Source organism: Devosia sediminis (genome assembly GCF_016411825.1).
GTDB classification, from domain to species: domain Bacteria; phylum Pseudomonadota; class Alphaproteobacteria; order Rhizobiales; family Devosiaceae; genus Devosia; species Devosia sediminis.
Genome location: NZ_JAEKMH010000002.1, coordinates 599063 through 623701, shown reverse-complemented (window position 1 = coordinate 623701; position 24639 = coordinate 599063). Strand labels below are relative to the sequence as shown.

At 64.5% G+C, this 24639-nt stretch carries 22 protein-coding genes; 11 read left to right on the top strand and 11 right to left on the bottom strand.

Features of this window, described 5'->3' with window-relative positions:
• The first annotated feature begins 263 nt into the window (after positions 1–263).
• Both JEQ47_RS10300 and rhaI read left to right on the top strand, forming a co-directional pair.
• The gene (locus JEQ47_RS10300) at positions 264–2360 is read left to right on the top strand and encodes a bifunctional rhamnulose-1-phosphate aldolase/short-chain dehydrogenase (protein WP_198876312.1); all 2097 of its coding nucleotides are present in this window, start codon (positions 264–266) and stop codon (positions 2358–2360) included.
• Between the two features lie 129 nt (positions 2361–2489).
• On the top strand, positions 2490–3779 hold the full coding sequence (gene rhaI, locus JEQ47_RS10295; protein WP_198876311.1) for an L-rhamnose catabolism isomerase: 1290 nt from the start codon (positions 2490–2492) through the stop codon (positions 3777–3779).
• A 76-nt stretch (positions 3780–3855) separates the two neighbouring features.
• Here rhaI and JEQ47_RS10290 read toward each other — a convergent pair whose 3' ends face one another.
• Complete coding sequence (locus tag JEQ47_RS10290) at positions 3856–4317, bottom strand: DUF5680 domain-containing protein (protein WP_198876310.1); 462 nt, start codon at positions 4315–4317, stop codon at positions 3856–3858.
• 51 nt (positions 4318–4368) lie between these two features.
• Positions 4369–5265 carry a LysR substrate-binding domain-containing protein gene (locus JEQ47_RS10285; protein ID WP_198876309.1) on the bottom strand — a complete coding sequence of 299 codons (897 nt, stop codon included), beginning with the start codon at positions 5263–5265 and terminating at the stop codon, positions 4369–4371.
• Between the two features lie 119 nt (positions 5266–5384).
• On the opposite strand from JEQ47_RS10285, the gene JEQ47_RS10280 reads away from it, so the two are divergent.
• The 3 genes from JEQ47_RS10280 to JEQ47_RS10270 all read left to right on the top strand — a co-directional run bounded on the left by JEQ47_RS10280 (position 5385) and on the right by JEQ47_RS10270 (position 6609).
• Positions 5385–5582: a hypothetical protein gene (locus tag JEQ47_RS10280; RefSeq protein ID WP_198876308.1), complete on the top strand. Its 198-nt coding sequence runs from the start codon at positions 5385–5387 to the stop codon at positions 5580–5582.
• Positions 5583–5662: 80 nt separating this feature from the next.
• Positions 5663–6136 (top strand): Cys-tRNA(Pro) deacylase, encoded by a 474-nt coding sequence (gene ybaK, locus JEQ47_RS10275; RefSeq protein ID WP_198876307.1) that lies wholly within the window; start codon positions 5663–5665, stop codon positions 6134–6136.
• A gap of 122 nt (positions 6137–6258) precedes the next feature.
• On the top strand, positions 6259–6609 hold the full coding sequence (locus JEQ47_RS10270) for a hypothetical protein (protein ID WP_198876306.1): 351 nt from the start codon (positions 6259–6261) through the stop codon (positions 6607–6609).
• A gap of 672 nt (positions 6610–7281) precedes the next feature.
• Here JEQ47_RS10270 and JEQ47_RS10265 read toward each other — a convergent pair.
• From JEQ47_RS10265 to JEQ47_RS10250, 4 genes are all read right to left on the bottom strand, one after another.
• Complete coding sequence (locus JEQ47_RS10265) at positions 7282–7428, bottom strand: DUF1127 domain-containing protein (protein WP_198876305.1); 147 nt, start codon at positions 7426–7428, stop codon at positions 7282–7284.
• Between the two features lie 264 nt (positions 7429–7692).
• Positions 7693–7821: a cytochrome bd-I oxidase subunit CydX gene (cydX, locus tag JEQ47_RS10260; protein WP_198876304.1), complete on the bottom strand. Its 129-nt coding sequence runs from the start codon at positions 7819–7821 to the stop codon at positions 7693–7695.
• 9 nt (positions 7822–7830) lie between these two features.
• Positions 7831–8976: a cytochrome d ubiquinol oxidase subunit II gene (cydB, locus tag JEQ47_RS10255; protein ID WP_198876303.1), complete on the bottom strand. Its 1146-nt coding sequence runs from the start codon at positions 8974–8976 to the stop codon at positions 7831–7833.
• Positions 8973–10568 (bottom strand): cytochrome ubiquinol oxidase subunit I, encoded by a 1596-nt coding sequence (locus tag JEQ47_RS10250; RefSeq protein WP_198876851.1) that lies wholly within the window; start codon positions 10566–10568, stop codon positions 8973–8975. Before JEQ47_RS10250 ends, cydB begins: the two co-directional genes overlap by 4 nt.
• A gap of 169 nt (positions 10569–10737) precedes the next feature.
• Here JEQ47_RS10250 and cydD point away from each other — a divergent pair, with 169 nt between their 5' ends.
• Positions 10738–12459, top strand: a complete 1722-nt coding sequence (cydD, locus tag JEQ47_RS10245; protein WP_328768747.1) for a thiol reductant ABC exporter subunit CydD — start codon at positions 10738–10740, stop codon at positions 12457–12459.
• Positions 12456–14108, top strand: coding sequence for a thiol reductant ABC exporter subunit CydC (gene cydC, locus JEQ47_RS10240; protein ID WP_198876302.1), 1653 nt, complete (start codon positions 12456–12458; stop codon positions 14106–14108). The genes cydD and cydC overlap by 4 nt, the downstream gene beginning before the upstream one ends.
• A 143-nt stretch (positions 14109–14251) precedes the next feature.
• Here the strand turns inward: cydC and JEQ47_RS10235 are convergent, their stop codons facing one another.
• Entirely contained in the window at positions 14252–14974 is a 723-nt protein-coding gene (locus tag JEQ47_RS10235; RefSeq protein WP_198876301.1) for a Crp/Fnr family transcriptional regulator, read from the bottom strand.
• Between the two features lie 347 nt (positions 14975–15321).
• On the opposite strand from JEQ47_RS10235, the gene JEQ47_RS10230 reads away from it, so the two are divergent.
• The 3 genes from JEQ47_RS10230 (at position 15322) to JEQ47_RS10220 (ending at position 18241) form a co-directional block, all read left to right on the top strand.
• Positions 15322–17577 (top strand): heavy metal translocating P-type ATPase, encoded by a 2256-nt coding sequence (locus JEQ47_RS10230; RefSeq protein ID WP_198876300.1) that lies wholly within the window; start codon positions 15322–15324, stop codon positions 17575–17577.
• Entirely contained in the window at positions 17574–17972 is a 399-nt protein-coding gene (gene cueR / locus JEQ47_RS10225; RefSeq protein WP_198876299.1) for a Cu(I)-responsive transcriptional regulator, read from the top strand. Before JEQ47_RS10230 ends, cueR begins: the two co-directional genes overlap by 4 nt.
• Before the next feature lie 68 nt (positions 17973–18040).
• Complete coding sequence (locus JEQ47_RS10220; RefSeq protein ID WP_198876298.1) at positions 18041–18241, top strand: heavy-metal-associated domain-containing protein; 201 nt, start codon at positions 18041–18043, stop codon at positions 18239–18241.
• Positions 18242–19060: 819 nt separating this feature from the next.
• On the opposite strand, the gene JEQ47_RS10215 is transcribed toward JEQ47_RS10220, so the two are convergent.
• The 3 genes from JEQ47_RS10215 to JEQ47_RS10205 form a co-directional block, all read right to left on the bottom strand.
• Entirely contained in the window at positions 19061–20014 is a 954-nt protein-coding gene (locus JEQ47_RS10215) for a substrate-binding domain-containing protein (protein ID WP_198876297.1), read from the bottom strand.
• A 75-nt stretch (positions 20015–20089) separates the two neighbouring features.
• Positions 20090–21094: an ABC transporter permease gene (locus tag JEQ47_RS10210; protein WP_198876296.1), complete on the bottom strand. Its 1005-nt coding sequence runs from the start codon at positions 21092–21094 to the stop codon at positions 20090–20092.
• Positions 21075–22616, bottom strand: a complete 1542-nt coding sequence (locus JEQ47_RS10205) for a sugar ABC transporter ATP-binding protein (protein ID WP_198876295.1) — start codon at positions 22614–22616, stop codon at positions 21075–21077. The genes JEQ47_RS10210 and JEQ47_RS10205 overlap by 20 nt, the downstream gene beginning before the upstream one ends.
• A 206-nt stretch (positions 22617–22822) precedes the next feature.
• Here JEQ47_RS10205 and JEQ47_RS10200 point away from each other — a divergent pair, with 206 nt between their 5' ends.
• Complete coding sequence (locus tag JEQ47_RS10200) at positions 22823–23848, top strand: LacI family DNA-binding transcriptional regulator (RefSeq protein ID WP_328768741.1); 1026 nt, start codon at positions 22823–22825, stop codon at positions 23846–23848.
• A 317-nt stretch (positions 23849–24165) separates the two neighbouring features.
• On the opposite strand, the gene copM is transcribed toward JEQ47_RS10200, so the two are convergent.
• The gene (gene copM, locus JEQ47_RS10195; RefSeq protein ID WP_198876294.1) at positions 24166–24516 is read right to left on the bottom strand and encodes a CopM family metallochaperone; all 351 of its coding nucleotides are present in this window, start codon (positions 24514–24516) and stop codon (positions 24166–24168) included.
• Positions 24517–24639: the final 123 nt, after the last annotated feature.

Genomic DNA, 24639 nt, shown 5'->3' with positions numbered 1-24639 from the left:
CCGCAAATTTCCGTCATACTCGCGCAAACATGACGATATCTGATTGTTTCTGATTGACACTGTGAACCGTTCTATGCGCATGTCCGGGCCAGCTTCAAAGCCTGAGGAGCACGCGCCCTCCACCTCCACGACGTCACCCCGGCGCAGGCCGGGGTCCATGTTCGGCTCTCGTGCATGGATTCCGGCCTTCGCCGGAATGACTCGCCGGTCGGATCGGCACCGCGCTCCAACAGGCGTAACGGAACTTATTTGGAGGAATTCCGATGTCCACCGCGCCCAAGCGCCTTGCTAATCTCTGGGATGATGCCAAGGCCGCGTCCATGACCGAACCCGAGCGTCTGGTTTACCGCTCGAACCTGCTCGGCTCCGACAAGCGCGTCACCAATTACGGTGGCGGCAACACCTCGTCCAAGATCTGGCAGAAGGATCCGCTGACCGGCCAGGACGTCGAAGTGCTGTGGGTCAAGGGTTCGGGCGGCGACAATGCCTCGATCAAGCTCGATGGCTTTGCCACCCTCTATATGGACAAGCTGCGCGCCCTGAAGGGCCTTTATCGCGGCGTCGAGTTCGAAGACGAAATGGTGGGCTACCTCCCCCACGCCACTTTCAATCTCAATCCGCGCGCCTCCTCGATCGATACCCCGCTCCATGCCTATGTGAACCGGCCCTATGTCGATCACATGCATCCGGACGCGATCATCGCCATCGCCGCGTCGAAGAACTCGAAAGAACTGACCCGGCAGATCTTTGGTGACACCATCGGCTGGCTGCCCTGGAAGAAGCCGGGTTTCGAGCTCGGCCTGTGGCTCGAAAAGTTCTGCCTCGAGAACCCCAATGCCAAGGGCGTTGTCCTTGAGAGCCACGGTCTGTTCACCTGGGGCGACACGCCCAAGGAATGCTACGAGACCACCATTGCCATCATCAACCAGGCCATTGCCTGGTTCGAAGAGCAGACCGAAGGCAAGACCATCTTCGGTGGCGCCGCGACTCAGTCGCTCGACGCCGATGCCCGACGCGCCGTTGCTGCCCGCCTGATGCCCAAGATCCGCGGCTTCATTTCCGAAGACAGCCACAAGCTCGGCCATTTCGACGACTCGGCCGCGGTGCTGGAATTCGTCAACTCCAACAACCTGCGTCCGCTGGCGGCTCTCGGCACTTCCTGCCCCGACCACTTCCTGCGCACCAAGATCCGCCCGCTGGTCATCGACTTCAACCCGGCCAATCCGGATGTCGACGCCGTCATCGCTGGCCTTGCTGACCAGATCGCCGCCTATCGCGTCGACTATCAGGCCTATTACGACCGCTGCAAGCATGACAACTCGCCGGCCGTCCGCGATCCGAATGCCGTCGTTTATCTGATCCCGGGCGTGGGCATGATCACCTTCGCCAAGGACAAGGCAACCGCCCGCATTTCCGGCGAGTTCTATGTCAACGCCATCAACGTGATGCGCGGCGCCTCGACCGTTTCGGAATATCAGGGCCTGCCCGAGCAGGAAGCCTTCGACATCGAATACTGGCTGCTTGAAGAAGCCAAGCTCTCCCGTATGCCCAAGCCCAAGTCCCTGGCCGGCAAGATTGCCCTCGTCACCGGCGGCGCCGGCGGTATCGGCAAGGCGACGGCCGCCCGTCTCCTGCGTGAAGGCGCCTGCGTCGTCCTCGCCGATATCGACCAGACCGCGCTTGATGCCGCGACTGCCGAACTCTCCGGTGTTTTCGGCGCCGACTTCGTCCGTCCGGTCAATATCAACGTCACCAAGGAAGAGCAGGTCCTCGCCGGCTTCGCCCATGCCGTGGTCGAATTCGGTGGCCTCGACATCCTCGTCAGCAATGCCGGCCTCGCCTCCTCGGCGCCGATCGAGGACACCTCGCTCGAGCTCTGGAACAAGAACATGGACATCCTGTCCACGGGCTACTTCCTGGTTTCGCGCGAAGCCTTCCGCCTGTTCCGCCAGCAGAAGATCGGCGGCAACGTCGTCTTCGTCGCCTCCAAGAACGGCCTTGCCGCTTCGCCCAACGCCGCCGCTTACTGCACTGCCAAGGCAGCTGAAATCCACCTGGCCCGCTGCCTCGCCCTTGAAGGCGCGGAAGCACAGATCCGCGTCAACGTCGTCAACCCCGACGCCGTGCTGCGTGGCTCGAAAATCTGGGCCGGTGAATGGCTCGAGCAGCGTGCATCCACCTACAAGACCGACAAGGACGGCCTTGAGGAAATGTATCGCCAGCGCTCGATGCTGAAGCGTTCCGTATTCCCCGAGGACATTGCCGAAGCCATCTACTTCTTCGCCTCGGAAGCCTCGGCCAAGTCCACCGGCAACATCATCAACGTCGACGCCGGCAACGCCCAGTCGTTCCCGCGTTAATTGGCATTGTCCTGGCCCACCCACTGAATGTCACCCCGGCGTAGGCCGGGGCCCATCCTGAGATATCAAGATGGATCCCGGCTCAAGGGCCGGGATGACAGAGGTGGGTGTGGGAGGAGGAGCAAAAACATGACCGAACACATCATCGACCCATCCGTCGTCGAGGCCGAAAACGCCAAGCGCGCCGCTGACCTTCACGTCGACTACGACACCCTTGGCGAGCGTCTCGACCGTCGCGGCATCAATATCGATGCCGTCAAGGAGCAGGTCGCGGCCTTCTCCGTGGCCGTCCCCTCCTGGGGCGTCGGCACCGGCGGCACGCGCTTTGCCCGTTTCCCCGGCAAGGGCGAGCCGCGCGACATTTTTGACAAGATCGAAGACTGCGCCGTCATCGCCCAGCTCACACAGGCGACCAGGACCGTTTCGCTGCATATTCCTTGGGACAAGGCCGATCCGAACCGCCTGAAGCAGGCTGCCAGCCGCTTCAATCTCGGCTTCGATGCCATGAACTCCAACACCTTTGCCGATGCCAAGGGGCAGCTCCAGAGCTACAAGTTCGGCTCGCTCTCCGCGTCCGACAAGGCCACCCGCGACCAGGCCATCGAGCACAATCTCGAATGCATCGAGATCGGCAAGACCATCGGCTCGAAGGCCCTCACCGTCTGGATCGGCGACGGCTCCAACTTCCCCGGCCAGGTCAACTTCACCACCCAGTTCGAGCACTATCTCGACTCGGTGAAGTCCATCTATGCCGCCCTGCCCGACGACTGGCGCCTCTACACCGAACACAAGATGTACGAGCCGGCCTTCTATTCGACCGTCGTGCAGGATTGGGGCACCAACTATCTCATCGCCAAGGAACTGGGCGACAAGGCCTTCTGCCTCGTCGACCTCGGCCACCACGCCCCCAACGTCAATATCGAGATGATCGTCGCCCGCCTTGCCCAGTTCGGCAAGCTCGGCGGCTTCCATTTCAATGACAGCAAGTATGGCGACGACGACCTCGATGCCGGTGCGGTCGACCCCTACCGCCTGTTCCTGGTCTTCAACGAACTGGTCGATGCCGAAGCGCGCTACACCGATTTCCACCCGGCCCACATGCTCGACCAGTCGCACAATGTCACCGACCCGATCGAGTCGCTGATGCTGTCGGCCGCCGACGTGCAGCGCGCCTATGCCCAGGCCCTCTTGGTCGACCGTGCTGCCCTCAAGGCCGCGCAGGAGGGCAATGACGCCCTCGCCGCCACCCAGGCGCTGCGCCAGGCCTATCGCACTGATGTCGAGCCGATCCTCGCCATGGCCCGCATGGAACAGGGCGGCGCCATCGACCTCCTCGGCACCTACCGCGCCTCGGGCTATCGCGCCAAGGTCGCCGAAATCCGCCCCGAAATCGCGGCCGGCTCCAGCGGCATCGTGTGATTTCAACCCCAGTTTTCCAAGGCACCTCCCCGCCAAGGAAAAAGAAAGGCCCGGTGCGCAAGTGCCGGGCCTTTTGCTAGGGCTTCACCAGCCCGCCGAAATAATCCAGCGCATAGGCTTCCACGCCCTCCACCTCGATCATCTCGCGTCCCTTGAAGCTCGCGACATTGCCTTGGCTGCGGTCCACATAGTGGCCGAACGGCCCCTGCCAGTCGAAACCACCGAGAAACCGCCCCTCGCCATACATGGCCGCCAGCGCCGCCTTGATGGTGGCGCCCGCGCGTTCGCCATCGATCAGGTCGGGCCGCAGCACCTGCCCGTAATAGCTCATCGCCCAGACCGGCTCATGCGCCCGCCACAGCACTTCCTGGCCGAGAAAGTCGGTGCCGCCGAAATAGCTGTCGAGATAGCGCCACTCGCCTTCGCTCCAGCTCAGGTCATGCGAGCCGGGCCGGGTCGGTCGCGTCCGGTCGCCGCCCCCGACATAGCTGGCGGCCTTGGCCCGGACGATGATGGCGGTCAGTTCTGCGGCGGTCATGCGCACCCCTTTGTTTGACTTGGGGATAGCCGTGCGCAGCGACAGGAAATGTCAGGACGGCGCGCGCATATACTCCGTCGCCGACAGCATCCAGTCGCGGAACATACGGATCTTGGGCTGGTTGCGGCGGCTCTCGGGATAGGCGAGGTAATAGCCGCGCCCGGCCTCGGCCAGCAGCGGAAACGGCTGGATCAATCGTCCGGCCGCGATGTCGTCGCGGAACAGCGCCGGGGTCAGCATAGTCACCCCCTGCCCGGCCATGGCGGCCACGGCGAGCAGGCTCTGATGGTTCAGCACGTTGCGCGGCCGCCCCTCGCTCGAAAAGCCGGGTACGCCAGCTGCGGCGAACCACATGGCCCACCATTCGTCCTGCGGATCGAGAAAGGGCAGCTTCATGAGGTCGGCCGGTTCCCTGATGCCGCCCACGCTCTCGGCCAGGGCCGGGCTCAGCAGCGGCGTGAAATCCGCCTTGACCAGGAGATGCGTCGCCAGGCCGCCACCCTGCGGCCCGGGCAGCGTCCTGATGCCGATGTCGAAGTCGTCATGCAGCAGGTCGACCAGGTCGCCGCTGCTGTCGACGCGTACGGCAATCTGCGGGTGGGCGAGCTGGAACTGCCCGACATTGAGCGCCAGCCACTGGATGGCAAAGGTGGGCACAGTGGTGATCGAAAGCTGATTGTCCACCGCGCCGCGCGTATCGGCAAAGGCATTGCGCAGCAAATCAAAGGCCTGGCCCACATCCGGAGCCAGCCGCGCCCCGGCTTCGCTGAGCACGATCTGGCGCGGTTTGCGCAGGAACAGTGGCGTGCCGACCCGCTCCTCAAGTATCTTGATCTGGTAGCTCACCGCCGCCTGAGTCATGCCCAGTTCCTCCGCCGCGCGGGTGAAACTGAGATGCCTGGCCACCGCCTCGAAGGCGCGCACGGCGGTCATGGGCGGCAGTGCCATGGATAAATCCTCCTTATGCTCACCAGGCGGTCTTTTGTTGGAAAGCCTCGCACGGTTGGCGCATTGTCTGATCATCGCACCAAACGAGGACACTGACCATAAGGCCAGTGAATGTCGCCATGTTCACTCTGCCCAGCTTTCTCGCCCTTCTTCTGCCCCTGCCCGCCTTGCGGAACGAAGCCACTGCCACCCGCCGGCGGCGCCAGGTGAGCGCCCTCCACCTCTCGCCGCATCTGCTCGAGGATGCGGGCCTTGCCGACTTCCACAATCCGTCCGACGACCCGCGCTGGGTCCGCCGGTTCGATCTCGAGCGCTGACGCCTGCATGGCGGGGGGCTTGGGGCGTGTGGGGATTCATGTCAGGGTGCCCATGATCCCTGAATCCACGCACGCCCCTCATGTCCAAGACCACTCCCGCCACCCAGGCCCTCGCCAAGGCCGGCCTCCCCTACACCCTCGCCCACTACGACTACGACCCCAGCGCCGAGCGTGTGGGGTTGCAGGCGGCCGAGGCCATGGGAGTTTCACCGGCACAAGTGTTCAAGACGCTGATGGCCGAGCTCGACGGCAAGCCCATCTGCGCCATCGTCCCGTCGGACGAGGAAGTGAACATGAAAAAGCTCGCCGCCGCCCTTGGCGGCAAGTCTGCCCACATGATGAAACCCGCCGATGCCGAGCGGCTCACCGGCTACAAGGTCGGTGGCATCAGCCCATTGGGCCAGCGCAAGCCGGTGCCGATGGCGCTCGACGAACTGGCCACGCTCTACGACGAAATCTTCCTCAATGGTGGCCAGCGCGGCCTCCAGATCCGCATCCGGCCCGCCGACCTCGTCACGGCGCTCGATTGCGTCGTCGCCGACCTGGTGCGTTGAAGTCGGTCGGATTACTTCGCGGATATACCGAACCACAAGTTACCGCCATAGCCTGAACGGGTCATTGCCAGTCCTGCGGCAGCCTGTATTATCCTCTCGCCCGCAGGGGCTTGGGGGATTACATGAAATATATTGGATCGGCGGCCATGGCGCTCGCCACGATGACGCTTGCGGGCTGCGACACGCTCACGGGCGGCGACTTGGTCCGGCCGGGCACGACCACGGGCACGCTGACCATCGTCAATGCCACCTATGGCAATCTCGATGCGATCGTCATGTCGGAATGCAGCGCAATGAGCTATGGCTTCAACCGCCTCGAAACCGGCGACTACATCCCGCAGGGCGGCGCCCGCAGCTTCACCGTCTCGGCCGGTTGCTGGGATGTCGGCGGTGGCGAATGGGCCGGCGTCGAAGGCTACAAGCGTGTCCAGGTCCCGGCCTATGGCTCGATGACGCTCACCATCACGGAATAGCATTGTTCAGCACACCTCCCCTTCCGAAGGGGGAGGTAGCGACGCTCGGCCTAAAGGGCCGTAGCAGAGCTCGGTGGGGGTGATGGGGATGCACATTGCCCACAACACACCCCCACCCTTGACCCCTCCCCACAAGGGGGAGGGAGACGATAAACACTGGCGGTTCGGCCCTGCGCCTCCCCTCCCCTCGATGGGCTTCGACCTGTCCCGAAGGGCAGATCTCCAGTGGAGCGATCTGAGGTTAGAAGGAATGAGGGTGGGGTGAGTGGAACTATCCACACCCACCAGCCCGTCCTCGGGCTCGACCCGAGGACCGCATCGAACATCAGCGCGGTATCGACAGGCCTGAGGGCGGCACCGTGTAGTAGACGGGCGTTGTAGCCAACCGCCGCCGGCAGTGTTCAGCACACCTCCCCCTCTGAAGGGGGAGGTAGCGGCGCTCGGCCCAAAGGGCCGTAGCAGAGCTCGGTGGGGGTGATGGGATGCCTGTTGCAAATCCGGCCCTGCGCGCATAGCGCTTCGGGCGTTCTTCCCTTCGATCGCTCCACCGGAGCGATCGCCCGCAAACGCGGCCGGTCATCACCCCCAAAACGACAAAAGGCGCCCTGATGGACGCCTTCATCGGATGACCTTGCGGTCAATGCTGCCGGAGCAGCTTGTCGCGCCTAAAACTTAGGCGACGTAGGTGCCGCGTGCGATGGCCTTGATATCACCCTTGGTGATGCCCAGGTCGTGGAGCTGGCGGTTGTCCAGAGCGTTCAGCTCACGCAGGGTGCGCTGGTACTTGGCGTAGTCGGCGATCTTCTTGGCGATGTTCATTTCGGTTCCCCTTCGTTTGATGACCAATATCTAGATCGCTTCAGTAGTGATTAGTAGATGGCCTTGCTGCACATCCGTTATGCATTCTGTGCAAACGAAAGAGGCAGCGCCGTCATCATTCAGACGCAGACGCAGACTGGGTGGAGTTCGCGGCCTGCTTTCGGCCACACGACTTAAACCCTTAATCATCCACTAAAAAGCCGGACCCGAGTGCGCTCGAATCCGGCTTTTCTGATTTTTGACCGATTGGTCAGGAGCCATGCGTCAGGGCAAGGGCTTGTCCCTGCCTTCGCGCGCCACGCGCCGGTCTTCGCGCATCTCGAACCACATGGCGTTGAGAATGCCGAAGGTGCAGGCCAGGCTCAGTCCCAGGATCCAGGAAAAATACCACATGGTGCCCTCCTAATAGGCGTTGGGGTTCTTGCCGAGGCTGTCCGATGTCACCGGCCCACGCATGACCCGGAAGACGAAGCCCGTATAAAGAACGATGATGGGCAGGAAGAACGCCGTCGCCAGCAGCATGATAAACAGCGTCAGATGGCTTGATGAGGCGTCCCAAAGCGTCAGCCCTGCATTGGGCATGGTCGAGGACGGCAGGAAGAACGGGTAGATAGACAGGCCCGCCGTCGAGACGATCCCGAATATGCCGGCGCTCGACCCGAGGAGGGCCACGAGCTTCAGCCCGCCGCGCAGCGAAATGACCGCCACCAGGAGCCCGGCAAAGGCGATGATCGGCGCCGCCATCATCCAGGGATAGGTCGCATAGTTGCTGAGCCAACCGCCCGGCACCAGGTCAACCGTCTTGGCCAGCGGGTTGATCGGCGCATTGGGGTCGATCACGCTGGTCACGACATGGCCATTGAGCGCCGCGACCCAGACGCCGGCCAGCGCGAAGAGCACGATGGTCACGAGCCCCGCCCAGATCCCGTAGGTCCGCGCCCGCGCGGCAATCGGCCCTTCGGTGCGCCCGGCAATGACGGTGGCGCCCTGCGTCACGATCATGCCCAGGCTCACAAGGCCGGCCAGCAGCGCGAACGGCATGAGCAACTGGAAGAAGTTGCCCGTGTAGAAGATGCGCATCGTGTCATCGATGTGGAACGGCGCACCCAGCAGCACATTGCCCACGGCCACGCCCATGATCAGCGATGGCACGAACCCACCAATGAACAGGGCCCAGTCCCAGGTCGCCCGCCAGCGCGTGTCGCTGACCTTGCCGCGGAATTTGAAGCCGACAGGCCGCAGGATCAGCGCCAGGAGGATCACGATCATGGCGAGGTAGAAGCCCGAAAAGCTCACTGCATAGAGCGGCGGAAAGGCAGCGAAGATTGCCCCGCCGCCCAGCACCAGCCACACCTGGTTGCCTTCCCAGGTGGGCCCCACGAGGTTGAGCAGCACGCGCCGCTCGTCGTCGGTTCGCGCCACGAAGGGCAAGAGGGTTCCCACGCCAAGATCGCGCCCGCCCATGATGGCGAAGCCGATCAGCAGCACACCCAGCAGCAGCCACCAGATCAGCCGCAGCGTTTCGTAGTCGAGTGGAATGCTGCTCACGATCCGAGCTCCTTGGTTGCGGGCGTTACCGGCAGGGTGGTGATGACGAAGTCGTCCTCGTCATCGGTGTGGGTGAAGAGCTTCTCCTTGGGGCCAGCCTTCACGATGCGCACCATCAGGATGACCATGATGATCAGCAGAACCGTGTAGAGCAGCACGAAGAAGCTCAGCGACAGGATGAGGTCGAGCGCCGTCAGGCTCGATGCCGCATAGAAGGTTGGCAACACCCCTTCCACGACCCAGGGTTGTCGGCCGAATTCGGCGATGAACCAGCCGCTTTCGATGGCGATCCAGGGCGTCGGCAGCAGGAACACCGTGACCCAGAGCAGCGGCTTGTTGGTGTCGATCCAGCCGCGCGAGGCGCGATAGAACCAGAGGCCGAAGAAGGCAATGAAGAAGAAGCCCAGACCCATCATGATGCGGAAGGTCCAGAACAGCGGCCACACATCGGGCACGGTGTCCTCCGCCGCCATGGCGATTTCCTCGGGCGTGGCATTCTCCACGTCGACGCGGTAGCGCTTGAGCAAGAGGCCATAACCCAGGTCCTGCCAGTGCTCTTCGAACACCAGGCGGGCCTCGGTATTGGTACCATCGGCACGGATTTCCTGCAGCGCCTCATAGGCGATCATGCCCGAGCGGATGCGGTCCTGCGCCCGATCGACCAGCTCGTTGATGCCTTCCAGCTCCTCGTCGAGCGAGCGGGTGGTGATGAGCCCGCCCAGCCACGGCACCGATATCGACCAGGCCGTTTCACCATCGGCGCCGGGGAAGGCGATGATTGTCCAGGGCGCGGGCGCCGGTTCGGTGTGGAACGAGGCCTCGATAGCCGCGACCTTCATCTTCTGGTGCTCGGTCGCCACATAGCCGCTTTCGTCACCCAGCACGACCACAGACAGAGCCGCCGCAAGGCCGAAGCTGGCCGCCACGACGGCGGAGCGCTTGGCCATTTCGACATGCTTGCCCTTGACCAGGAACAGGGCCGAAATCGACAGCACGAAAATGGCGCCGCAGACATAGCCGGCGCTGACCGTGTGGACGAACTTGGCCTGCGCCACCGAGTTGAAGATCACCGCCATGAAGTCGGTGATTTCCATGCGCATGGTGTCGGGGTTGAACTTTGCGCCGACGGGGTTCTGCATCCAGCCATTGGCGATGAGGATCCAGAGCGCCGAGAAGTTGGCGCCGAAGGCCACGAGCCAGGTCACCACCAGGTGCCCCACCTTGCTCATGCGATCCCAGCCAAAGAAGAACAGACCCACGAAGGTGGCTTCGAGGAAGAAGGCCATCAGGCCCTCGATGGCCAGCGGCGCACCGAACACGTCGCCCACATAGTGGCTGTAATAGCTCCAGTTCATGCCGAACTGGAATTCCATGACGATGCCGGTGGCGACACCCATGGCGAAGTTGACGCCGAACAGCGTGCCCCAGAACAGGGTGGCCTTGCGCCAGATGTCGCGCCCGGTCATCACATAGACGCTCTCCATGATCGCCATCATGAAGGAGAGGCCGAGGGTCAGCGGCACGAAGATGAAGTGGTACATCGCGGTAGCGGCGAATTGCCATCGCGAGAGGTCGACGACGAGCATGTCGATCATGGACGTTCTTGCTCTCTGGTTGCGACGGCCAGAGTCGGGGCCGCCTGTTACCCTTCTTTGCGCCAGGACAGTGATCGTCGCCTTGATTCAGATCAAGGTGTCTGAATCGCGCGCCGCATAGTCTAGAAGAACAGCCAGACCCCCGGCCCCAACCATTCGAGCAGTCGTGACCACCCAGCCGAACAGTAGCGCCCAGGCGCTCACGCGCCTCCACCGCAAGGGCGGTCCCTCCCTGGTGCTTGCCATGGCCGCTCCCTTCCTTGGCGGCGCGCTCCTGGTATGGCAGGCCTGGACGCTGTCCGATGTCCTCGGCCGCGCCATCGAGGGTGGCGAGGCAGCCGGTGCGCTCCTTCCAGCCGTCGGCCTCATTCTCGCGCTGCTGGTCATCCGCGCCGCGCTCGGCGCGCTGGGCGAGCAGTCCGGCATCGTGGCGGCCGAAGCCATCAAGCGCCACCTGCGCCAGGCGCTTTTCACCCAGCTTCTGGCCCGCTCCCCCCGTGCCGCAGATGCGCCGCCATCGGGCGCTGCCGCCTCCGCCATTGTCGACCAGGTCGAGGCGCTGGACGGCTATTTTGCGCGCTACCTGCCCGCCGCCTTGCAGGCCGCCCTGCTGCCGTTGATCTTTGGCGCCATCATCCTGCCGCTCGACTGGGTGGCTGGCGTGCTGTTCCTCGTCACCGCGCCGCTGATCCCGCTCTTCATGGCGCTGGTCGGCTGGGGCGCCCAGGTGGCCACCGACCGCCAGGCCCGCGCCCTCACCCACCTTTCGGGGCGCTTTGCCGACCGCCTGCGCGGCCTGCTGACGCTCAAACTCTTTGGCCGCGAGGCTGCCGAGACCGCCGGCATCGTCGAGGCCAGCGAGGCCCTGCGGCTGCGCACCCTCAAGGTCCTGCGCATCGCCTTCCTGTCTTCGGCTGTGCTCGAATTCTTCGCCGCGCTCGGCGTCGCCGGCATTGCGCTTTATGTCGGCCTCACCTTCATCGACTACCTCCACCTGCGCGCGAGCCCGCTCACCCTGCAGCTCGGCCTCTTCCTGCTGCTGATGGCGCCGGAAATCTACAATCCCCTGCGCCTGCTCGCCGCGCATTATCATGACCGCGCCACCGCCAAGGCGGGCCTCGAGGAGATCGAGCGCCAGCTCGGCGCCCTGCCCGCGGAGCCGGTTGCCCATGCCGACATCGCCCCGCGCCCCGGCCCGGCCGTATCAGTCAATCTCGCCGGCCTCACCCTCCGCACCCCCGACCAGCAGCGCGCCGTGCTGCTCGATGCCGCGCTCGCCATTCCCGCCGGCCAGCATGTGGCCCTGGTTGGCCCCAGCGGCTCGGGCAAGTCGACCCTGCTCGAAGCGCTGGCCGGTCTCCGCACCGCCGAGGGTCAGATCACCCTCGATGGCCGTCCGCTCGCCGATTGGCCAGAGGACGAACTGCGCGCCCGCAGCTTCCTCCTCGCCCAGAAGCCGCGGCTCATCCATGCCAGCATCGCCGCCAATATAGGCCTCGCCCGTCCCGGCGCGACCCGCCGCGACATTGAGAAGGCCGCCGAGCGCGCCCGCGTCGCCGGCTTCGCCGCCGCTCTCCCCGACGGGCTCGATACCGTCATCGGCGAGGATGGCATCGGCCTTTCCGGCGGCCAGGCCCAGCGGGTCGCCCTGGCCCGTCTGTTCCTCCGCGATGCGGGGCTGATCCTCCTCGACGAACCCACCGCCCATCTCGATGCGGCGCTGGAAGACGAGATCATCTCCGTCATCCGCGACTATGCCCGCGGCCGCACGCTGATCGTCGCCACCCATTCGCTTGCCGTGGCCGGTCGCCTGGACAAGGCCTGGCGCATTGCCGGCACGAGCCTCGTCCAGACCCCCATTCCCTCCGGCAAGCGAGGCGTCGCATGAAGGCTCTCCTCACCTTTCTGCCGCTGTTCCGCCAGCGCAGTGGCGCGCTTGCCCTGGCCCTGCTGCTCTCGCTCATCACTCTCGCTTCGGGCGTGGCGCTGCTCGGCACTTCCGGCTGGTTCATCACCGCCACCGCGCTCACCACGCTGGGCCTCGGCTTCAACATCTTCGTGCCCTCGGCCATGGTGCGCGGCCTCTCCTTCGTGCGCATCCTCGCGCGCTATGGCGAGCGCCTCGTCGGGCACAATGCGACGCTGAAGCTCTTGTCCGACCTGCGCGGCTGGCTCTTCGCCCGCCTCTTTCCGCGCCTGCCGCTACCGGATCGCTCGCTGCGGCATGGCGACCTCGTCTCGCGCCTCACCGCCGATGTGGATGCGCTGGACACCGCCTTTCTCGTCGCCATCGGCCCGCTGGCCGCCGCGATCCTGGTCGGCGGCGCCATGACCACGATCCTCGGCGTTTTCCTGCCCGCCGCCGCGCTGCCCTATGGGCTCGCGCTGGCTCTGGCGGGCCTAGGCGTGCCTGTCGCCATGGTGCTGATCGGCCGCCGCGCCGGGCGCGACAGCGTCGCCGCCCAGGCCGACCTACGCATGCATGTGCTCGACGGGGTCACCGGCCATGCCGATCTCGTGCTGCTCGGCGCCCTGGGCCGGACCGCGCACGACTTCGCTCAAGCCAATGACCACAGTGCCGCGCTGCGCCGTCGCCTCGGCCTCGTCACCACCATGGGTGGCCTCGCCGTGCAGGTGCTAGCCGCCCTTGCCCTCGCCGGCACGCTCTGGGCCGGCCTCGTGGCCCTCGATGCGGGGAGCATTGACGGGCCGGTCATGGCCGCCCTGCTCTTGGGCGTGCTCGGCAGTTTCGAGGTCACCAGCCTCATCGTGCGCAGCACGGCAAAGGCCACCCAGGCCATGGCTGCCGCCGAGCGCCTCGTCGCCCTCGACGACATGCCACCGCCGGTGATCGAGCCCGTCCATCCGGCGCCCCTCCCCGCCGGCGGCGCCATCGCCCTCGACACCATCCGCTTCGCCTATCCCGGCCTGCCCGCCATTCTCGATGGCTTGTCGCTCCGTGTGGCGCCGGGCGAGCGGGTCGCCATTACCGGCGCCAGCGGCAATGGCAAGTCGACGCTGCTGCGGCTCCTGCTGCGCCTTGCCGATCCGCAATCGGGCCAGGTCAGCATTGGCGGCATCGACCTCACCACCCTGGCGAGCCACGATATCCATGCCCACATGGCCTTGCTGAGCCAGGACAGCCCGGTCTTCATCGACACGATCTGCAACAACCTTCTTATCGGTCGCGCCGATGCCGGCGAGGCCGAACTCTGGGATGCGCTCGGGCGCGCCCAGCTCGATGATCACGTCCGCGCGCTGCCAAAAGGTCTCGACACCATCGTGGGCGAAGCCGGCCGCACCCTGTCCGCCGGCCAGGCCCGGCGCCTGTGCCTGGCCCGCGCGCTGCTCTCCAACGCCCCGGTCCTCTTGCTCGACGAGCCCACCAACGCGCTCGACCGCGATACCGAGGAAGCCTTCTTCCGCGTCATCGCATCAGGCACCGCCGGCCGTACCGTCATCCTCGTCACCCACGCCGCCCTGCCCCCGGGCACGGTGGATCGGATGCTGGTGCTGGAGAATGGCGTGCTGGGCTAGCGTCGCCTATGCGCGACTCTATCCGCCTTCGTCATTGCCCGGCTTGTCCGGGCAATCCATCTCTCCACAGGCATGGACTACCGGGACAAGCCCTGTGGTGGCGATGACCATCAGGCAGTGACAATAAACTGGACGCGAACCCCTCACCCACACCGCAGCCGCAGCCGGGCCAGGTCCGGCACGGTGACATGGCGGAAGTTCTCGATCTCGATCACGCCTTCCACCCGCAGCCGGCTCATCTGCCGGCTGACTGTTTCCACCGTCAGCCCCAGGAAGTCGCCAATATCGGCGCGGCTGAGCGGCAGGTCGAAAGTGGTTTCCGGCTCGCCCTCGCTGGGCCCGAGATGGGTGGCGATCAGGTAGAGGAAGCTCGCCACCTTCTCGGCGGCGCTCTTGCGGCCCAGTGTCACCATCCAGTCGCGCGCCTCGTCCAGTTCGCGCAGCGCCTGCATCATCAGCCGGTGCTCCAGCGCGGCGCTTTCGCGCAGCAGGTTTTCCAGCGCCGGCTTGGGAATGATGCAGAGATCGACATCCGAGGCGGCTTCGGCGCTGACCCGGCTCTGCGTCGCGAACGGCCTGCCCAGCAGGTCCGGCGCGAATTGCAACCCGACCAGTTGCTGGCGTCCGTCTTCCAGCACCTTGCTGAGTTTGACCACACCGGCCAGAACATTGGCGTATGACGCGATGGGCATGGCGTCCGCCAGCAATTCTTCGCCGGCCGGGCGGCGGACATGCCGCGTGGTCTTGGTCAGTTCGGACAGTTGATCGGCGGTCAGCACCCCGCAAATTCCAAGATGCCGCGCCGCGCAATTCTGGCATGGCGCCGGCAGATCGTGGTGTCTCGTGTCACTGCGTACCGTTTGCATGGTCAAGCTCCTGACACCGCAAGAAATAGGTCCGCCACCGCGCCGAAATAAGTCGCCAGACTGTCGCTGTGCCAAGAGGTCGCATTGGACTGTCACGCACCGGCCGAACTCCCGTGCAGAGAGAACCGACACGCCGCCTCGCAAAGAGGGATGTGCAGATCGAGGAGCCATTGTGCATCGTTTCCCTCCCCCTTGTGGGGAGGGAATGAGGGTGGGGGTGGCCACGCTCGCGCACCTATCGATCTGCCCCGAGGACCGCCCGGATGGCGGGTCTAAGAATCCTGTCTCGCAGCCCTTGACCTTACCATTATGGGAAGGTCTACCTATATGCGGACGAGGTAAGTCCCATGAATGAACACGCACACCGCCATACCCCTTCCATCGCCCTCGATATCGAGGGCATGAGCTGCGCCTCCTGCGTCAATCGCGTGGAGAAGGCACTGCTGAAAGTCCCTGGCGTCGAGACGGCGTCGGTCAATCTCGCCACCGAGCGCGCCACCGTTTCGGGGGGCGATATCGCTGCCCTGCTGCAGGCGGTCGAAAAGGTCGGCTACAAGGGCAGCGTCCGCCAAGCCGATGCCCCGGCGCATGACCATATGCACCATCACGACGAGGATGCGACCGTGCTCCGGCGCGACGTCATCATCGCCGCCATTCCCACCATTCCGCTCTTCGCCGTCGAGATGCTCGGCCACCTCTACATGCCCTTCCACATGTGGGTGATGTCGGTCGTCTCGATGGACGTGCTCTATGTCGCCTATTTCCTGCTCGCCAGTTTCGTGCTGTTCGTGCCCGGCCTGCGTTTCTTCAAGGTCGGCATCCCCGCCCTGCTGCGCGGCGCGCCCGAGATGAATTCGTTGGTGGCGCTCGGCGCCGGTGCCGCCTGGGCCTATTCGACGCTGGTCACCTTCTGGCCGGGCTTCGTCCCGCCTGGCACCGGCTACGTCTATTTCGAGGCCGCCGCCGTCATCGTCACGCTGATCCTGGTCGGCCGTTGGCTGGAAGCCCTGGCCAAGGGCCGCACCGGCGAGGCCATCAGCCGTCTCGTGCAGCAACAGGCCAGGACCGCCCGCGTGTTGCGCGATGGCACGCCCGTCGAGGTCGCGGTGGACGAGGTGCGCGTCGGCGACGTGGTCCTCGTCCGCCCCGGCGAAAAGATCGCCGTCGATGGCGTGGTGGTCGATGGCGAGAGCCATGTCGATGAATCCATGATTTCCGGCGAGCCCTTGCCCGTCTCCAAGACCTCGGGCGCCACGGTCGTCGGCGGCACGCTCAACACCTCGGGCAGTTTCAGCTTCCGCGCCACCAAGGTTGGGGCCGATACCTTGCTGGCCCACATCATCCGCATGGTCGAAGACGCACAGGCCGGCAAGTTGCCGATCCAGGCCGTGGTCGATCGCATCACCGCGGTCTTTGTCCCCGTGGTCATCGGCCTTGCGCTCCTGACTGCCTTCGCCTGGTATCTCTGGGGACCCGAGCCGTCCCTCACCTACGCGCTGGTCAATGCCGTGGGTGTCCTCATCATTGCCTGCCCCTGTGCCATGGGCCTCGCCACACCCATGTCCATCATGGTCGGCACGGGCCGTGCCGCACAGCTCGGCGTGCTGTTCCGCAAGGGCGAGGCGCTGCAGCAATTGCAGAAATCAGCCATTGTTGCCTTCGACAAGACCGGCACCCTGACCGAGGGCAAGCCGGCCCTCACCGATCTCATCCTCGACGATGATTTCGCCCATGACGAAGTGTTGGCCCTGGTCGCAGCGGTCGAAAGCCGCTCCGAGCATCCCATCGCGTCAGCCATTGTCGCGGCTGCGAAAAAGGCCGATCTGCCGCTCGGGGCGGTCAGCGAATTTGCCTCGAATGCCGGCACCGGCGTCACCGCCCGCGTCGACGGGCGCCTGGTCGCCGTCGGCTCGCAGCGCCACATGGGCCATCTCGATTTTTCCAATTTCTCGGAGACGATCGATCGGCTCGCGGCCGAGGGCAAGACCCCCGTCTTTGCCGCCATCGATGACAAGCTCGCCGCGGCCATCGTCGTCGCCGACACGATCAAGCCGACCAGCAAAGCGGTCATCGATGCGCTTCACAGAAAGGGCCTTAAGACCGCTATGATCTCGGGCGACAATGCGCGCACCGCGAACTCCATCGCCGCGCAACTCGGCATCGACGAAGTGCGCGCCGAGGTCCTGCCGGCCGACAAGGTCGAGGCCATAAAGTCGCTGCGCACTGCCCATGGTGTGGTCGCCTATGTCGGCGACGGCATCAACGATGCCCCGGCTCTTGCCGAAGCCGATATCGGCATCGCCGTCGGCTCGGGCACCGATGCGGCCATCGAAAGCGCCGATGTGGTCCTCCTCGGCGGCAATCTGCAAGGCGTGCTCGATGCCATCACGGTCAGCCGCGCCACCATGCGCAATATCCACGAAAACCTGTTCTGGGCCTTCGGCTACAATGCCTTGCTGATCCCTGTCGCCATGGGCGTGCTCTATCCCGCCTTCGGCATTCTGCTCTCGCCCATGCTCGGGGCCGGCGCCATGGCTTTGAGCTCGGTCTTTGTCGTGGGCAATGCCCAGCGCCTGCGCGCCATCCGGGGAGTACGGTCATGAATATCGGACAGGCTTCGGAAAAGTCGGGCGTTTCGGCCAAGATGATCCGCTACTACGAGCAGATCGGCCTCATCACGCCGCCCCTGCGCACCGACAGCAATTACCGGGTCTATGGTCCCGACGAAGTGCATGTCCTGCGCTTCATCAAGCGGGCGCGCACCCTGGGCTTCTCGGTCGAGGAGACCGCGACCCTGCTCGGCCTCTGGCAGGATCGTTCGCGCGCCAGCGGCGAGGTCCGCGACATTGCCAGCAGCCACATCGCGGCGTTGGAGACCAAGATTGACGAGTTGCAGGGCATGGTGAAAACGCTCAAGCATCTTGTCCATTGCTGCGCCGGCGACAACCGCCCGGATTGCCCCATTCTCGACGACCTGGCCGGCAAGCCGGCCCACTAAGCGTTCCCGGCAAGAGTGGATACCGTTTTGCGGTTCGGGAACGCGACCAGATAACAAAGGAGTTTTCTATGCCTCAGACTTCGACATTCGCCGTACGCGACATGGATTGCAGCCATTGCGCCGGCACGGTGCGCGGCGCCCTCGAAAAGGCGCTGCCCGGCACCAGCGTCACCGTCGATTTGGCCGCGCGCAAGGTCAGCTTCACCGGTGACCGCGCCAAGGGCGCCCAAGCCATCCGCGACGCCGGCTACACGCCCGAAACAGTGTAGGTTCCGCTCCAAGACCCCATATTCATCGTCATTGCCCGGCTTGACCGGGCGATCCAGCCTTCTACGAGCCTGGACCACCCGGTCAAGCCGGGTGGTGACGATGGACGGGGAATCTGGTCACCCACCGGCTGTCATCCCGGCGAAAGCCGGGATCCATCCTGAGATCCCAAGTTGGGCCCGGCATTCGCCGGGGTGACACGCCTGGGTCGTGCATGACTCTGCGAACGTTGCCAGCAAACAAGCACGCATCCCTCCACCGAGTCATTCCCGCGAAAGCGGGAACCTCAGTTTCCCCGCAAACCGGACGCGCGGGACGAACCAAAATTGTGGGATTGGTGAGCTCCAGCGGCACCAAAGACTAGGCGGGCGTCGCCCGGAGCTCGCACAGACAATGCGTCAGCCCGCCTGACGTTCCTGCGACATGTTGTCAGCACTGAAAAAAATCCGTCCGGGGACGAGGCGGCGTCTAAGCACCACACCGCCCAGCCGCGACTGCCACCCTCCCCCTTGTGGGCTTCGACCCGTCCCGCAGGTCTGGTCTCTCCGGCGGAGAGACCAGAGGTGAGAAGGACCAAGGGTGGGGGTGCGGCGGCCAGGAAGCCCGTGCACCTGCCCGCAGTATGGATCGCGCAACACGCACGGCGAGAACGCACAAATCTGGTGAGCCCCCGCGACGCCAAGGCAGGCGGGCATCGCCCGGAACTCGGGCGCAGAAATACCCGGATTCTCATGTCAGCGTGACGACGCACCAAGCCCTTCAGCCGCAAGCAAAAAGGGGCGCCCGCTGGGGCGCCCCTCTCGTGTCCGTTCCTGGAAGGATCAGAACGGGCTTTCTTCGTCGATGAACTGATCGACATTGTCCTGGGTGATGACGGTCGAGTCGAGGATGTAGCGACCGGCAACCTGGATGCCGCCGGTGAAGTGCGAGGTCGTCAGTTCGATGGCCGTGGCGATCATGGCCGGGCTGTAGCTGACGTCGATCGGGGTCAGCGGATCGCCGGCCTTCACGGCCTGCAGGATCTGCTGCATGCCGGCACCGCCGACGACGAACATCTCGTCTTCGCGGCCGGCCTGCTTGATCGCCTCGATGGCGCCCAGCGAGATGTCGTCGTCCTGGGTCCAGACGGCGTCGATTTCCGGGAAGCGGGTAAGGAAGTCCTGCATCACGCGGAAGCCGTCGTCACGGTTCCAGTTGGCGAATTCGTTCTCGAGCACCATGATGTTGGAGCCTTCGACGCCGGCCATGAAGCCGTCGAAACGCTGCTGGTCGATCGGGATCGGCATGCCGCGCAGGATCACCACATTGCCGCCGTCGGGCAGCGCGCTCTTGATGTACTCGGCGGCATTGGCGCCGAGGCCCGGATTGTCACCGGCGACGTAGAGGTTTTCCACGCCGTCGATCGAGAGCTGGCGATCGACCACGGTCACGAACTTGCCGGCATCCTTGACCTGCTTGATGGCCGAGGTCATGGCGTCCGGGTCACCGGGCAGGATCACCAGCGCGTCGATGTCGCGGGTGGAGACCATGTCTTCGATGTCGGCGATCTGCTTGGGCGAGTCGGGCGATGAGGCGAAGACATATTCCACGTTCGGATAGGTGGCGCTGAGGCGTTCGATGGCCTGCTGGGCGAAGTAGTTGACGCCGCCGGTCCAGCCATGGGTCGCGGCCGGAACCGAGACGCCGATGGTGATGGTGTCGTCCTGCGCCAGGGCGGTGCCGCCCAGGCCGGCGGCGATCACCACCGATGCCATCAGGGTTGTTGCCAGTTTCATTTGCAGTCCTCCCAAAATGCCCTTTTGCGGGCGATGTGAAACTCGTTCATCCGGCGGGTCCAGGACCCGGTCCGGTTAGCTGGCCCGCCGCGGACGTTGCAGCAGCACGGCCAGAATGATGATGACGCCCTGGAAAGCCCCGTTCAGATACGGGCTGATAAAGCTTTGCAGGTTCAGGATATTTCCGATGAGTCCGAGGATAACCACGCCCACCACCGTGCCCCAGACGCGGCCATAGCCACCCTTGAGCGTCGTGCCGCCGATGATCACCGCCGCAATCGCCTCAAGCTCCCACAACACGCCCGTCGTGCTCGAAGCCGAGCCGAGGCGGGGTACGTAGAGCAGCACGGCGACGGCCACGAGGAGGCCCTGCAGGATGTAGGTGATCAGCCGGACATTATCGACACTGATCGAGGAATAGCGGGCCACCTGCTCATTGCTGCCGATAGCGGCGCAGTGGCGGCCGAACGAGGTGCGGCGCATGACGATCTCGCCGCCGATGGCCACGAGGGCAAAGACCAGGATCGGATAGGGAATGCCGAGGAGACCGTCGTAATAGACCGGGCGATAGACGTCGGCGACCTGGAAATTGAGCGACAGCGTGCCGCCGTCGGCCAGGAAGGTGACGAGGGAGCGGAAGATACCCATCGTGCCCAGCGTCACAATAAAAGCTTCGATGCGGCCGCGGGTGATCATCAGGCCATTGCCGACACCGGCCACGCCACCAAGCAGGATGCCCGCTGCCATGCCAGCCAGGATCACGCCCCAGCCCACGCCCATGACGGGGATCAGCCAGTTCATCACCATGATCATCACACCGGCAATGACGGCTGCCATGGAGCCGACCGAGAGGTCGAGGCCGCCGGCGGTGATCACGAAGGTCGCGCCAATGGCAATGATGCCGATGAAGCTCGAGCGCGCCAGCACGTTGGTGATGTTGTTGTAGGAGAGGAAATTCTCGTTGAGCGTGATGCCCAGCAGCACCAGCAGCGCCAGTGCCAACAAGGGCCCCACGGTCTTGAGATCCCACCTGAAGCCGCTCCGGGCCTTGGGTGCCACTTCAGGCGCTGATACGCTCATCGTTCCCACTCTGCTTGATGCCCGCGGCGTACCGCATGATTTCTTCTTCGGTGATCTCGGCGCCTTCGAGCACGCCGGCGATGCGCCCGGTGCGCATCACCACGACCCGATGGCTGAGCCCGATCACTTCCTGCAATTCGGAGGAGATGACGATGACCGCCTTCCCCTCGGCGGCCAGCGCCGCAATGATGTGGTAGATCTGCTGCTTGGTGCCGACATCGATGCCGCGTGTCGGCTCATCCATGATGATGATGTCCGGTTCGCTCTCCATGGTCTTGCCCAGCATCAGTTTCTGCTGGTTGCCGCCCGACAGGCGTCCCACTGCCACGGCGGCGTCGCGGGCGCGGATATCGAAGCGCCGTACCGCCCGGTCCAGGGCGCGATCCTCACTTGCCGTGTCGATAAAGCCCATGCGCATGTGCTTTTCGAGCGTCAGCAGCGTCAGGTTGTCTCGCAGGCCCATGTTGAGCAGCAGACCCTTGCCCTTGCGGTCTTTGGTCATATAGGCGACCCCCGCATGGACCGATTGGGCAACGCGGGAAAAATCCACCGATGCGCCATTGAGCGTGATGTCGCCGCCGGTCTTGTGGGTGAGGCCGACCACCGCTTCGGCCACAGCCGTGCGGCCCGAGCCGATGAGGCCGGCAAACCCAAGGATTTCGCCCTTGCGCAAGTCGAAGGAAATATTGGACACCGACTTGGTCGACAGGTTGCGCACGCTCAGCAGCACCGGCGCGTCGACATCAGGCTCGTGCTTGGGCGGGTAAAGATTGGATAGCTCGCGGCCCACCATCATCTGGGCAATCGAGTCCGGCGTCAGCGCCTCGGTGCCAACAGTGGCGATCAACTGCCCGTCACGCAACACGGTCACCCGGTTCGCCAGCTCCATGATCTCGTCGAGCTTGTGCGAAATGAACACCACAGCCACGCCGCGCGCAGTCAGGCGCCGGATCTGCTCGAACAGCGTCTGCGTTTCGCCGACGGACAGGACCGCCGTCGGCTCGTCCATGATCAGTACCCGCGCGTCGCGGCTGATGGCCTTGGCGATCTCCACCATCTGCTTGTCGGCCACCGACAGGCTCGAAATCCGCGCGTCGGGGTCGACATGCACATGGAGCGTTTCCATGGTCGCGGCGGCCTGGCGGCGCATCTCGCCGACATCAAGGAAGGGGCCGCGCTTGAGTTCGCGCCCGAGGAAGATGGAATCGGCGACCGTCAGGTGCTCGGCCAGGTTCAGTTCCTGGTGGATCAGCACGATGCCCATGGCCTCGGCCTTGCCGTCCGGCGGCAGCACGACCGTTTGGCCGTCATAGGCAATGGAGCCCGAAGTGGGCTGTTCGATGCCGGACAGGATTTTGATGAGGGTCGACTTCCCCGCGCCGTTCTCGCCGATGATGGCGTGGACCTCGCCTGGGGCGACGTCGAAGTCGATGCTGAACAGCACCGGGATTTCGCCGAACGACTTGGAGATGCGGTTGGCCGACAGAATCGGCTGCGCAGTCCTTGCCTGTGCTTCGACCATCCTCACCCCTCCCCCGAGCCTGGCCCGCTTGATGCGAAACTCTTTTGCTCAAGCCATGATGTAAAGGTTTTCATGAATGATGTAAAGGTTTACAGTGTTGGCAATGAGGAGAACCCTGTGGATCACGCTGGCGGCGCCAGCAGCATCTGCTAAGGGCAAGGGCGCGCTGGACTTTCGGGAATCCGGCGTGGAGGGCGGAGCGCCAAGTGCAGCAGCAAAAGCTGGCCACCATTGAAGACGTCGCGGCCATGGCCGGGGTCTCCATTGCCACGGTGAGCCGGGCCATCAACGAACCGACCAAGGTGGCCGACGCCACCCGCCGCCGCGTTGCCGATGCCGTTGCCCGCACCGGCTACACCACCAATGCCATGGCCCGCTCGCTGCGCATGCGGCGGTCGAACATGATCCTCATCCTCGCCCCCGATGTGGGCGATCCCAACTTCTCCAATATTCTCGTCGGGCTCGAAACCGAGGCCAGCAAGCGCGGCTATGGCGTGCTGATCGGCAATACGCAGAACGATCCCAGTCGCGAGACCGATTATCTGCGCTTCATCAGTTCCAACCAGGCTGACGGGCTCATCCTCTTTACCGGCCACCTGCCCTATGGCCTGGGGCAAAGCCCCGACGAGGCCCGCCTGCCGCCCATGGTTGCGGTCAACGAGCCGGTGATCGGAAGCGACGTGCCCTTTGTCGGCGTCGACAATTTCGAGGGCGCCCGTATCGCCACCGAGCACCTTGTCTCCCAAGGCCATCGGCGCATCGCCTTTGTCGGGCGCGCGCCCAATCGCGAGATTGCCCGGCTGCGCGAAGGCGGCTATCGCGCTGCCCTGGCCGGCGCCGGCATTGCCGTCGATCCCCGCCTTGTCATCGATGGCGAGGGCACGACGGAGAGCGGGCGCGCTGCTGCCGAGCTGATGTTCGTGCGCGATTCCCTGCCCACCGCCTTCTTCTGCGTCAACGATGCCAGCGCCATGGGCGTGATGATCGCCCTCAATGCCCGCCGCTACGACCTGCCGCGGCAGTTTTCGATCATGGGATTTGACGACATTTCCTTCGCCAGCTTCCTCACGCCCTCGCTGACTACGATGAAGCAGCCCCGCCATCGCATGGGCGAGGCCGCCATGGAACTGCTGCTCACACTGCTGGCCGGGGAACAGCCAAAATCCCGCGAAGTGCTGCTGCGTTCTGAGCTGATCGTGCGCAATTCAGTGTCCCGGCCGGAACGGGGTTAAGCGCCGGCGCAATGCGCTTCGAGAATCGTCTCCTCCACCGCGTCATTCCCGCGAAAGCGGGAACCCCCGGTTTCAGAGCTCCCCCACCCACGATACCGTCCTCGGGCCTGACCCGACGACCACTTACAGCGCGTGCCGAATGGCGAAGGGTCATGCCCGAGGGCGGCGTGATGCCTGGGAACGCACGATCTCCAAACACCGTCATTGCCCGGCTTGTCCGGGCAATCCATCTTGCGGACGTATGGACCACCCGGACAAGCCGGGTGGTGACGACGGCAGATAGGTCACCGAACCACCGCGCGCGCACAACTCAATGGCTAAAGCCCGTTCCGCGCCAGCCACTCCCGCATCCACGCAATCTCGGCCTCCTGCGCCGCAATCACCTCCTCGGCCAGCTTGCGCACCTCCGGGTCGGAACCATGCTCCAGCACGACCCTCGCCATGTCGATCGCGCCCTGATGGTGCGGGATCATGCCGCGAATGAAATCGGCATCGGCATTGCCTGAATAGGCGATGTCCATGTCGGTATGCATTTTCGCATTGGCTTCGCGATACCCGATCGTCGCCACGCTTTCCCCCGCGGACGCGGCGCCGTGGCCAGTGTGATCCTGGGCGAAAGCCGGAAGGGAAAAAGCAGCAATGGCCAGAGCCAGAAGAGTGACGCGCATCGGGACCTCCTTGAAGCGACATCCCCTTCTGCGGCCCTCCCAAATGGCAAGGTCAAGCGATTTTCGCCCCTTCGCCGGTCCGCCCCGCAATCGGATCAATCTGCATCAGCCGCCTGCAACCCT